This is a genomic window from Phytobacter massiliensis JC163, from assembly GCF_000321045.1.
Taxonomy (GTDB): domain Bacteria; phylum Pseudomonadota; class Gammaproteobacteria; order Enterobacterales; family Enterobacteriaceae; genus Phytobacter_A; species Phytobacter_A massiliensis.
In genome coordinates, this window is record NZ_HE578948.1 from 297,233 (window position 1) to 308,772 (window position 11,540).

At 56.8% G+C, this 11,540-nt stretch carries 9 protein-coding genes and 1 pseudogene; 4 read left to right on the plus strand and 6 right to left on the minus strand.

The window, feature by feature from the left end; genetic code table 11:
* Positions 1–10: 10 nt before the first annotated feature.
* Positions 11–940 (minus strand): 2-dehydro-3-deoxygluconokinase, encoded by a 930-nt coding sequence (kdgK, locus tag ENTHG_RS18780; RefSeq protein ID WP_044183336.1) that lies wholly within the window; start codon positions 938–940, stop codon positions 11–13.
* 232 nt (positions 941–1,172) lie between these two features.
* On the opposite strand from kdgK, the gene pdeH reads away from it, so the two are divergent.
* Both pdeH and ENTHG_RS18790 read left to right on the plus strand, forming a co-directional pair.
* Positions 1,173–1,943, plus strand: a complete 771-nt coding sequence (gene pdeH / locus ENTHG_RS18785) for a cyclic-guanylate-specific phosphodiesterase (RefSeq protein ID WP_044183339.1) — start codon at positions 1,173–1,175, stop codon at positions 1,941–1,943.
* 69 nt (positions 1,944–2,012) lie between these two features.
* Entirely contained in the window at positions 2,013–4,067 is a 2,055-nt protein-coding gene (locus tag ENTHG_RS18790) for an AsmA family protein (protein ID WP_044183342.1), read from the plus strand.
* A gap of 92 nt (positions 4,068–4,159) precedes the next feature.
* On the opposite strand, the gene ENTHG_RS18795 is transcribed toward ENTHG_RS18790, so the two are convergent.
* The 3 genes and pseudogenes from ENTHG_RS18795 to ENTHG_RS18805 all read right to left on the minus strand — a co-directional run bounded on the left by ENTHG_RS18795 (position 4,160) and on the right by ENTHG_RS18805 (position 7,733).
* Positions 4,160–5,476 (minus strand): MFS transporter, encoded by a 1,317-nt coding sequence (locus tag ENTHG_RS18795; RefSeq protein ID WP_044183345.1) that lies wholly within the window; start codon positions 5,474–5,476, stop codon positions 4,160–4,162.
* A gap of 262 nt (positions 5,477–5,738) precedes the next feature.
* Positions 5,739–6,782, minus strand: coding sequence for an inner membrane protein YhjD (gene yhjD, locus ENTHG_RS18800; protein WP_044183349.1), 1,044 nt, complete (start codon positions 6,780–6,782; stop codon positions 5,739–5,741).
* A gap of 50 nt (positions 6,783–6,832) precedes the next feature.
* A pseudogene (locus ENTHG_RS18805) lies at positions 6,833–7,733 on the minus strand (LysR family transcriptional regulator).
* 118 nt (positions 7,734–7,851) lie between these two features.
* On the opposite strand from ENTHG_RS18805, the gene ENTHG_RS18810 reads away from it, so the two are divergent.
* A complete protein-coding gene (locus ENTHG_RS18810) occupies positions 7,852–8,610 on the plus strand; it encodes an SDR family NAD(P)-dependent oxidoreductase (RefSeq protein ID WP_044183351.1) in 759 nt (252 codons plus the stop codon).
* A gap of 48 nt (positions 8,611–8,658) precedes the next feature.
* On the opposite strand, the gene ENTHG_RS18815 is transcribed toward ENTHG_RS18810, so the two are convergent.
* Positions 8,659–9,057, minus strand: a complete 399-nt coding sequence (locus tag ENTHG_RS18815; RefSeq protein ID WP_044183354.1) for a YdeI family stress tolerance OB fold protein — start codon at positions 9,055–9,057, stop codon at positions 8,659–8,661.
* Positions 9,058–9,124: 67 nt separating this feature from the next.
* Positions 9,125–9,661 (minus strand): GNAT family N-acetyltransferase, encoded by a 537-nt coding sequence (locus ENTHG_RS18820; protein ID WP_044183358.1) that lies wholly within the window; start codon positions 9,659–9,661, stop codon positions 9,125–9,127.
* A 150-nt stretch (positions 9,662–9,811) separates the two neighbouring features.
* Here ENTHG_RS18820 and ENTHG_RS18825 point away from each other — a divergent pair, with 150 nt between their 5' ends.
* A complete protein-coding gene (locus ENTHG_RS18825; RefSeq protein WP_044183362.1) occupies positions 9,812–11,404 on the plus strand; it encodes an STY4199 family HEPN domain-containing protein in 1,593 nt (530 codons plus the stop codon).
* The last annotated feature ends 136 nt before the right edge of the window (positions 11,405–11,540 follow it).

Sequence of the window (11,540 nt, forward strand, 5' to 3'; positions counted from 1 at the left end):
TAAGGTGTACTTACTGCGGCATTGCCTCGCGCGGGATGATCGCGCCGCGGTACTGAATAACCGTGCTGGCGGTCAGGTGGCCGCGTTTTGCTGCGGCTTCGGCATCGCCGCCGACCAGACGCACCGCCAGATAGCCAGCGCTGAATGAATCACCCGCCGCGGTGGTGTCCACCACTTTCTCTTTAGGCAGCTTAACCGCAGGCACGTCGATCACCGCTTCCCCGGCAATTGCCACCAGGCAGGAGTCTGCGCCGCGTTTAATCACCACTTCCTTCACCCCTGCCTGCTGGGTACGGGCAATCACCTCTTCAACCGGCAGTTCGCCCCACAGCAGATCTTCGTCGTCCAGCGTCAGGAAGGCGATATCCGTGCAGGCCAGCATCTGCTGGTACACCTGGCGGGTCTCTTCTTTGCTGGCCCACAGGCGCGGACGGTAGTTATTGTCAAAAATCACTTTGCCGCCGTTAGCACGGCAGCGCTGCAGCAGGGAGATGAGCTTTTCACGGCTCTGCGGGCTTAAAATCGCCAGGCTAATACCGCTGAGGTAGAGGTAATCAAATTGCGCCAGTTGCTCGCAAATAGCGGCGGACTGTTCGCTCTCCAGCCAGAACTTCGCCGCCGCTTCGTTACGCCAGTAATAGAAGGTACGCTCGCCGGTTTCATCGGTTTCGATGTAATACAGGCCCGGAAGACGGTTTTCCATACGCTGCGTCAGGCTGGTATCGACGTTTTCCGCATGCCAGGAGTCCAGCATATGCTGGCTGAAGCTGTCGGTGCCCAGGGCGGTAACGTAATGAACAGAGAGCGCTGACGCATCAACCTGACGGGCGATATAGACCGAGGTGTTAAGGGTATCGCCGCCAAAGCCACGATGTACATCCGCGCCTTTTTGCGACAGTTCAATCATGCATTCGCCGATAACGGCAATTTTCTTAGTCATGGTAAGTAGCCTGAATCAGATAAATAAGCGGTAGTGTGCGTTGCGCACGTTTCGTGGTCAATCATATTAAAACGACGTTCCATTATTTTTTTGAGCTAGCGCGTGTTCTCTGCATTTTCCGACAAAAGCTTTTTAATTTTGCGAACGAACGGAACATAAAGTTATCAGTCACAGCGCCGATAACCCAAAGACGAGTCCTTTCTGGCTACTCATCTTCAACAGGACATGTGACATGAAGTTAAAGCAGGTTATCCAGCGGCTGAACTACCCTGAGGCGAGTATAGAAAGCTTGCAGGAGCGTCGTTTCTGGCTGCAGTGTGAGCGTGCTTATACTTATCAGCCCATCTACAAAACGGATGGTCGCCTGATGGCGATTGAAGTGCTGACTATCGTCACCCATCCGAGCCAGCCAGGCCAGCGCATCGCGCCGGATCGCTATTTTGCCGAGGTCGCGGTGCGTCAGCGCGTGGACGTGGTTCATGAACAGATCGCCTTGCTGGCCAGACAGCAGGACTTTTTCGCTCGTAACGGCGTACTGGCGTCGGTGAATGTCGATGGGCCCACCCTGTTGGCGATGCGGCAGAATGCAGAGCTCAAAGCATTAATTGAAACGTTGCCGTGGATCCGTTTTGAACTGGTTGAGCATATTCGCCTGCCTCAGGACTCCACCTTCGCCACCATCTGTGAAATGGGGCCGCTATGGCTGGATGATTTTGGCACCGGCATGGCAAACTTCTCGGCGCTGAGCGAAGTGCGCTACGACTACATTAAAGTGGCGCGCGACCTGTTCATTATGCTGCGCAAAACGCCGGAAGGACGCAACCTCTTTACCCTGCTGCTGCAACTGATGAACCGCTATTGCCAGGGGGTGATCGTGGAGGGTGTGGAAACCCTTGAGGAGTGGCGCGACGTTCAGAATTCTCCCGCTTTTGCCGCCCAGGGCTACTTCCTTTCCCGTCCTGTCCCGCTGGATACGCTTGAACGCGTAATGCTGGAACTGTAACCGTCGCCCCCTTTCCGCCAGCCTCGGCTATCTTTATGACAGGCAAGGCAATAAAGGAAAGGTGCGCGCATGTCAAAAACAAGCAAAGTGATTCTTGCTATCGTCGGGACACTCTTATTACTCATCGTGGTGGCTATTATCATTATCGCCACCTTCGACTGGAACCGGCTTAAACCGACCATCAACGAAAAAGTCTCTACGGAGCTGAACCGACCCTTCGCCATTCGCGGCGATCTGGGCGTCGTATGGGAGCGGCAAAAAGAGGAGACCGGCTGGCGAAGCTGGATACCCTGGCCGCATGTTCATGCCAATGACATCATCCTTGGCAACCCGCCGGATATCCCGGAGATCACCATGGTGCATCTGCCGCGCGTAGAGGCGACCCTCGCTCCGCTGGCGCTGCTGACCAAAACCGTCTATCTGCCGTGGATTAAACTGCAGAAACCCGACGCGCGTCTGATTCGCCTGTCTGAGAAAAATAATAACTGGACGTTCAACCTTGCCAGTTCAGAGAACAAAGATCCCAATGCGCAGCCTTCCAGCTGGTCATTCCGTCTGGACAACATTCTGTTCGATCAGGGGCGTATCGCGGTAGATGACAAAGTGAGCCGCGCGGATATTGAGATCCTGGTCGATCCGCTGGGCAAGCCGCTGCCGTTCAATGAGGTCACCGGCGACAGCAAAGATAAATCCGGCGTGGGCGACTATGTCTTCGGCCTGAAGGCGAAAGGGCGCTACAACGGCCAGCCGCTGACCGGCACCGGTAAAATCGGCGGTATGCTGGCGTTACGCAGCGAAGGCACACCGTTCCCGGTGCAGGCGGACTTCCGCTCCGGCAACACCCGCGTGGCGTTTGTCGGGACAGTCAACGACCCGATGAAAATGGGGGGCGTGGACCTGAAACTGAAATTCGCCGGGGATTCGCTGGGCGAACTGTACGATTTAACCGGCGTGCTGCTGCCGGATACGCCGCCGTTTGAAACCGATGGCCATCTGGTGGCGAAAATCAACGCGGAGAAGAGTTCAGTCTACGACTATCGCAACTTCAACGGCCGGATTGGCGATAGCGATATTCACGGCTCGCTGACCTACACCACCGGCAAGCCGCGGCCAAAACTGGAGGGCGACCTGGAGTCGAAACAGCTCAGGCTGGCCGACCTCGGCCCGCTGATTGGCGTCGATTCCGGCAAAGGCGCGGAAAAATCAAAACAGTCGGAGCAGAAAAAAGGCGAGAAGACGGCGCAGCCCGCCGGGAAAGTGCTGCCTTATGACCGCTTTGAAACCGATAAATGGGATGTGATGGATGCTGACGTGCGCTTTAAAGGCCGCCGTATCGAGCATGGCAGTTCGCTGCCCATCAGCGACCTGACCACCCATATTATTTTGCAGAATGCCGACCTCAAACTGCAGCCGCTGAAATTCGGCCTGGCGGGCGGCACCATCTCATCCAATATCCGTCTTGAAGGCGATAAAAAGCCGATGCAGGGACGGGCAGAGATTCAGGCGCGACGGCTGAAACTGAAAGAGCTGATGCCGGATGTCGAACTGATGCAGAAAACCCTGGGCGAGATGAACGGCGATGCGGATATTCGCGGCGTCGGCAACTCGGTAGCGGCGCTGCTCGGCACCAGCAACGGCAACCTGAAACTGCTGATGAACGACGGGCTTATCAGCCGCAACCTGATGGAAATTGTGGGTCTGAACGTGGGGAACTACATTGTCGGGCAGATCTTTGGCGATGACGAAGTGCGGGTAAACTGCGCGGCGGCTAACCTGGACCTGGTCAACGGCGTGGCGCGTCCGCAGATTTTCGCCTTCGATACGGAGAATGCGCTGATCAACGTCACCGGCACCGCCAGCTTCGCCACCGAGCAGCTCGATTTAACCATCGACCCGGAAAGTAAAGGGATTCGTATCGTTACCCTGCGTTCACCGCTCTACGTGCGCGGCACCTTCAAAAACCCGCAGGCCGGGGTGAAAGCAGGCCCGCTGATCGCCCGTGGCGCGGTCGCCGCCGCGCTGGCTACGCTGGTGACCCCAGCCGCCGCTCTGCTGGCGCTGATTTCGCCGTCTGAGGGCAGTGAGAACCAGTGTTCAACGATTTTGTCACAGATGAAGAAATAAGAGGGGCCCGGTTACGCTGCGCTTAACCGGGCTACGGTCGGGAAATTGATTCGTAGCCCGGATAAGGCGTAGCCGCATCCGGGCAAAATGACTTACAGAGACTGATGCTTCGTCTCATGGGTCAGCAGCAGCGCGGTCAGCGTCAGCGCCGCCATCACCGCCAGGTAAATGCCCACATAGGTCAGGCCATAGTTCGCCTGCAGCCACGCCGCGATATACGGCGCAACGGATGCCCCCAGAATCGACGACACGTTATAAGAGAACGACGCCCCCGTGTAACGCACTTCGGTCGGGAACAGCTCCGGCAGCAGCGCCCCCATCGGGCCGAAAGTCAGGCCCATCAGGCTCAGACCAATCAGCAGGTAGGCCATGACCAGCGCCGGGTTACCGGAACCCAGCAGCGGCGGGAAGACAAACAGCGCGAACAGGATAATCAGCGTGGTAATCACGATCATGCTCTTGCGACGGCCAAATTTATCCGCCAGCAGGCCTGCAATCGGCACCATCACGCCAAAACCGATTACCGCCATCATCAGCATCCACAGCACTTCGTTGCGCGGCATCCCCAGCCCCTGCGGCGAGGTGCTAAAGGTCATGGAGTAGACGGTCATGATGTAAAACAGGGTGTAGGTCGCCAGCATGATGAATGTGCCAAGCACCGTCACGCGTACGTGTTTAGTCAGCAGCGTACCGAGCGGCACTTTGACCTGTTTTTTCGCCGCGGCGACTTTCGCGAACACTGGCGTTTCATGCAGAGAAACGCGCACGTACAGGCCGATTAACACCAGCACGGCGGAGAAGATAAACGGCACGCGCCAGCCCCAGTTCATAAACTGCTCGTCGGTCAGCAGCCAGGAGAGCAGCAGGAAAGTGCCGTTAGCGAAGAAGAAGCCGATGGGCGCGCCCAACTGCGGGAAAGAGCCGTACAGCGCGCGTTTACGCGGCGGCGCGTTCTCGGTGGCCAGCAGCGCTGCGCCGCCCCACTCGCCGCCCAGCCCCAGTCCCTGGCCGAAACGGGCCAGCGCCAGCAGCAGCGGCGCCATCACGCCAATCGTCTCGTAGCTGGGCAGCAGGCCGATGACCACCGTAGAGATACCCATCGTCAGCAGCGACGCCACCAGCGTGACCTTACGGCCTACGCGGTCGCCAAAGTGGCCAAACACCGCAGAGCCGATAGGGCGCGCGACAAAGGCGATAGCGAACGTGGCCAGCGACTGTAGCGTCGCGGCGGTCGGGTCGCCCTGCGGGAAGAAGATATGCGGGAAAACGATGACCGCGGCCGTCGCATAAATATAGAAATCGAAGAATTCGATGGCGGTGCCAATCAGCGATGCGACGACGACTTTATTGCGAGAGTTTAACGGCGGGTTTTCCTGCTCATTGTCAAAGGTTGTGGCTGTAGCTTGCATAAAAATTTCTTATTTTTGGCGAACGAACAGCCATATTAGCCACAGCAAAAGCGACATTTCAATCTGTAACAAAGATGCCGGGAGGGCGAAAAACGTACAAATAGCGGATAATTTTCAACCCCAGAGAATAACTTCTATGAAATGCTTCACATTTTTAAAAGATTAGTGTTTCGAACTGGTTTTAGGTTAAATAAAAGTTACCGCTTGGATGTTAATGCTGAAATGATAGATCGGGCTGATATATTCAGCCCGATTGTGGTTTTTAGTAGTGTGTTTTCCCCGGCATACGTCTGTCGCCCTTGTATTGCGCGGTGGCGATCCACGCGGCGCAGAACAGCGTCAGCCGGGCGAAAAAGTAGAAGAACGCCATCAGGCCGAGGACTGAACCAAAAGCGGCCCCGGAAGGGGATTTCACCAGCGACGGCAGCGTATAGGTCATGATGATTTTGATCACCTCAAAGCCGATCGCCGCAATAAACGTTCCGCGAATCAACGCTTTTTTGCGCGGGCGGTGGCGCGGCAGCCGCCAGAAAATCCAGAAGAACAGCAGGAAGTTGGCGAGGATAGAGATAGCCAGGCCAATCAGCCGCCAGGCGGGTTTCAGCCACTCGATATAATCCAGGTAGAGCGCTGAAATAATCATCTGCTGCGCGGAACCAGCCACAGAGGTAATGGAGAGCGTAATGATTAACGCCACCAGCAGACCAATCAGCGAGATAAAATCGCGGAAGTATTTTACCCAGATCTTCTCTTCGTCCTGGGCGGAACGCTCCCAGACGTCGCGGGACTGGGCGCGTATCGCCTCGCGCAGGTTGCCCATCCAGTTAATGCCGGAGTAAAGGGCGATGGCCAGACCGACAATACCCACGGTAGTACGCTGCTCGACGGCCGTTTTGATGGTGCCCTTAAGCGTGGTGGCCAGAGTGGGATCGCTGACGTTGTTGAGGATTTTATTGAAGATATCCTGCAAAAGCGTCGGGTGCGAGGCGAGCACAAACCCCGCTGCCGCAAACGACACCATCAGAATGGGGATCATCGATAAAAATGAGAAGTAGGTAATGGCCGCGCCGAACTGGTTGCCCATGCGGTCATTAAAGCGTTCCGTCGCGCGGATCAGGTGCGCCACCATCGGCCAGCTCTCAACCAGTTTTACAAGATTGGTCACTTTGGCGATGAACGAGGGCGATTTACCTGTCGGCGGCGGTGAAGTTTCAGATTTCTCCGGCTCGGCCGGGATCTCCATTTTTTTAACCGGTTCGTAATCCAGATCCTGGGTAGGTCGTTTTTCGCTCTTTTCCGGCGTCATTAGGGCGATTTTCCTTGTTTTGCTCGTGTTTACCTCAAGTATAGCCTGCTCTAATCAACGTAATCTTTCATTACCCCCGACAGCCACTCCATAAACAGATGGACGCGCCGTGACAGATTGCGCCGGTGTGGATAAATGAGCGAAACCGGCATCGGCGCAGCGCGGTACTGCGGCAGGATCTCCACCAGCTTCCTGGCGCGCAACGCCTCACGCAGGCCGACACGCGGCGCCTGAATGATACCCAGCCCCGCCAGGCAGGCGGCGTTATAAGTTTCGGTGCTGTTTACCGTCAGAATGCCGCCGGTTTTTTACCCATTGGGTCTGGCCGTCCAGCCAGACTTCGAACCCCGGCGGGCGCGAGCCAAGGTTATGGGCGTAGTGCACCACCGCATGAGAGGAGAGATCGTCCAGCGTTTGCGGGTAGCCAAAGCGGGTCAGATAATCAGGGCTGGCGCAGTTGATAACCGCCAGTTTGCCCAGCGGCCGGGCGATAAGCCCGGAGTCTTTCAGCGTGCCGACGCGCACCACGCAGTCAAAGCCCTCGCGTATCACATCGACCAGCCTGTCGCTGCTGCTCAGCTCCAGCTCTATGCCGGGATACTGTTGCAAAAAGGCGGGCAGACGGGGGATAAGCAGATTTTTCGCCATTGCCACCGGCATATCCACCCGCAGCCGCCCGCTGATGCTGGAAGGGTCGTGTAAAAATAGCCCGTCCAGCTCTTCCAGATTGGCGAGCAGATCTTTGGCCCGCTCATAGTAGACCATGCCGTCCTGGGTCAGATGGACCCGGCGCGTCGTGCGGTGCAGTAAGCGTGTGCCAAGTTCATTTTCCAGCGCCTGGATCTGCCGCGAAACGCTGCCTTTCGGCAGACCCGACGACTCCGCCGCCCGGGTGAAGCTCTGCAATTCCGCGACGCGAATGAAGAGTTGCATTGCGTAAATTTTATCCATCTTCCGCTCCTATTGTTGTTATGAGGGAAACAGTAAAGCGCAATTGAACATATTTATTGTTTTTATATCTGCTAATAAGCTTTTTCCAGAGCCAACACAACACAAAACGGGAGTTTTTATGACGCAACGTATCGCAGTGGTGACCGGCGGCAGCCGTGGGCTGGGGAAAAACGCAGCGCTGAAACTGGCGGAGCGGGGAACCGGCATTATTCTCACCTTCAATAGCAACGCCCAGGCAGCGCAGCAGGTGGTATATGAGATTCGCGCAAAAGGCGTGAACGCGGTGGCATTACCGTTAAATGTCGGTGATAGTTCACAGTTTGACGGTTTTGCTAAAGAGATAAGCCATCAGCTTAAAACCGTGTGGGGTCGGGAGACCTTTGATTATTTGTTGAACAATGCGGGCGTTGGACTGACGGCCCCGTTTGCTGAAACCAGCGAAGCGCAGTTTGATGAATTAATGAACATCCACCTTAAGGGGCCGTTTTTCCTCACTCAACGGCTGCTGCCGCTGCTGGCGGATGGCGGGCGCATTCTGAATGTCTCCAGCGGGCTGGCCCGTTTCGCTCTGCCGGGCTATGCCGCCTACGGCGCAATGAAAGGGGCGATGGAAGTGCTGACGCGCTACCAGGCGAAAGAGCTGGGGGCGCGGCGTATTTCCGTCAACATTATCGCACCGGGGGCGATTGAGACCGATTTTCGCGGCGGCGAAGTGCGCGATAACCCGCAGATCAATCAGCATATTGCCGCCCAGACGGCGCTGGGGCGCGTGGGCCTGCCGGAGGATATTGGCAATGCCATCGCGGCGTTACTGAGCGACGAACTGGCGTGGATGAACGCCCAGCGGGTGGAGGTGTCTGGCGGGATGTTCCTGTAAGAGAGGCTTAGCCGGGCGTGAGCTGTCGCCTCGCCCGGCCCGATCGGGTTACTGCTTCTGAAAGTGCGTCACTTTAACGCGGGGAGGGTTCTGCTTGGTATCGAGCGAACCGCTGATGCCGACCAGCTCATCCGGGGAGACTTTCTTCCCATCGAAAATGGCCATCGGTATCATCACGTCCATTTCGCCGCTTTTATCCCGGAAGGTATAAACGTCTTCCCCTTTTTTCTGCACCAGGTTACCGCGCAGGGAGACCGTCGCCCCGTCGTGCATGGTTTTTGCTTGTTTGACGTTCATACTGCGCGCATCTTCAATGCCGCGGTAGCCATCGGTGATTTTATGCGGCGGCGGCGGCGCTTTATCCGCCTGCAGGCCGGGTGAGTCCTCTGCGAATGCCGTCATGGAGAACAGCGCTGCCACACTGGCAGCCAGCAGGATTTTCTTCATACGCACTCCTTATTAATACGCAAACACGCATTAAGCCTGGCACAGGAAGGGGAAGATAACAGACGAATTATCTGGATTCGCCGTATTCACGGCGAAGCAGGCCGAATAGCCAGTCGTTTTGCCAGCGTCCCCCCAGCCAGAACGCGTCGCGGAGTTCGCCTTCCTGAATAAAGCCGGTTTTTTCCAGCAGGCGCTTTGAGGCCACGTTGCCAGCGGTCACGGCGGCGGTGAGGCGACGAATGCCCCCTTCGGTAAAGGCGTACCGACACACGGCATGGAGCGACTCCAGCCCGTACCCTTTTCCCTGTGCCTGCGGCGCAAACAGAAAACCCACTTCGCCACAGTCCGCTTCCCGGTGGATATAGCCGGTTACGCCAAGCGGCGTTTGCCTGTCGCGCTCACGAACCACCAGGCAGAGCCAGTGTTCGCTGCCGGGAGACCACGCGGGGAGGCGGCTGGTAAACGCGTCGCGGATGGAAGACTCAGGCCGGTGGTCGCACACGTAGCGCATGACCTGCGGATCCTGCTGCAGGGCAAGGAAAAAAGGCCAGTCTTCCTCAATAAGGGGCGTACAAATAAGGCGGGGTGTTATCAGGGTTGGCACAGGCGCTCCAGTTTTTTTATTTTGTTAAAACCACAGTCACTGATATTAAACATTAACTGGTCTATGTTGTTATCTACGTATAAATAAAGAAAAAATTAACGATCCCCTTTTCCAGTTAATGATTTTTTAAGTTTTACTTAAAGGAAAATAATGAGCCACACAGCCTCCCGCAGCCTGAGCGACCAGTTCGAACAGTGCATTGGCATTATTCGTCAGGCGTCAGTCGAAATTTTACTGCTGTTAAATGTGCGTTTTGATGAAGGCAAAGATCCGCGCTGGTTTCTTGAGCAGCTTGATATTGCCCGGCTGAGCCTGGGCGGCTGGGGCGCGGTGGCGAAACGGTTAAAGCTCAACGACGCAGAACTGACCCAGTTCACCCTGCAACTGCGTCATTTACAGCAGCTGGTGCCGCAATATGAAAACGGGCAGAAAGTTTCTGAAAATCAGCTAATTGCCGCGCTCCGCTTTGTAAAAGCGCTGGAGCATTTACGGGAACAGCAGCCTCTGCTGACTTACGATACCTCGCTCAGTGTGGACCAGAGCGGGCAGCAGCAGGGGCTTAAACAGCTGCGGGCGCTGGAACTGCTGCTTAAGGCGCTGGTGAATAACGCCTGGCCGGATCCGCTACGTTTAAGCAACCATCTGAAAACCCGCTTTGGCGCGGACCGCGTCCGCCGCTGGCTGAAACAGGGCGATCACAACGATGTGCTCAGCGGGATGTTATTCAGCGAACTGGCGCTGTTACTCGTCGACAAAAAAGAGTTTAGCCAGCATTACGCCCGCCTGTTTAACGATACCGCCGGGCTGAATCTGTTTCTGGAGCCGCGCAAAACGCTGCATACCTTTCTGGATGACATTCGGCAGATCCGTAGCGAAGTGGTGGCGGGCAAGCCCCTGACCGCGAATCAATTGATGCTGCTGGAGAACTATTACCCGCAGATCACCGGCCCGGTGCAGCGCGCATGGGATGAAGGGCGCATTAAGATTAACCCAAGCGCCCTGCTGAAAGAGGCGGAAAGCGAGCTGGAGGCGTTCTGGGAGCAGGCGCGCAAGAAGGACCGGGCGGCGGGCGGCGATGCCGCAGAGATTCGTGACGGCATCGAACCGCCGGAAAAACGCGCCGCGCGCACGCGGGAGCGGCGCGAACAGTTCCTCTCACAAATATTATGGGGCGCGGTCGCGGTGACCGTACTGGTGATTGTCGCCGGGGCGTTCTGGCTGATAAACGATACGCCGCCAGCCGCCACGGCCATCGCCCGGGAGCATACGATTACCGTGCCGGTTTCTCAGGAGAAAGAAAAAGCCACCCCCAGGGAGGAGCTGAATCTGATGGGCATCCCGCAGGATGAAAACAACTTCCGCTCGGCCATCGACCGTAACGATACGCGGGTGGTGTCGCTGTTCCTGCGCACCGGCATGCCGTGGAAGCTCTCCTGGACGGAGCAGGCGCTGGCTAACAATCATGATGAAGTGCTGGAGATGCTGCTGCGCTACCGGCTACAGATGGATGAGCGCCGTCCCTGCCGACGGTTTATTGAAAACCTGGCGCACAATATGTCGGGGGAAGGCAAGCTTTCGGCGCTGCGCAAGAGCTATCTGCGGGCCTTCTGCAGCAGCGACCCGGTGGTTGAACGCCAGCGTTATGAGCTACAACAGGCACAGCTACGTGAGAAAGCCGCGCCGGGGGCAGAGTCTAAAAAGTGGGTGGCGATTCGCGCGGCTATTCTGGATGCGGTTGATTGAGTGAGGGGGTTCCCGGGTGCGGGAATTATGCGGTCTGAGACCCTCACCCCGACCCTCTCCCTGAAAGGGAGAGGGAGAAAACCGCAGTTCCGGCCCGTACGATCGGTTCCCTCGCCCCTTTGGGGAGAGGGTTAGG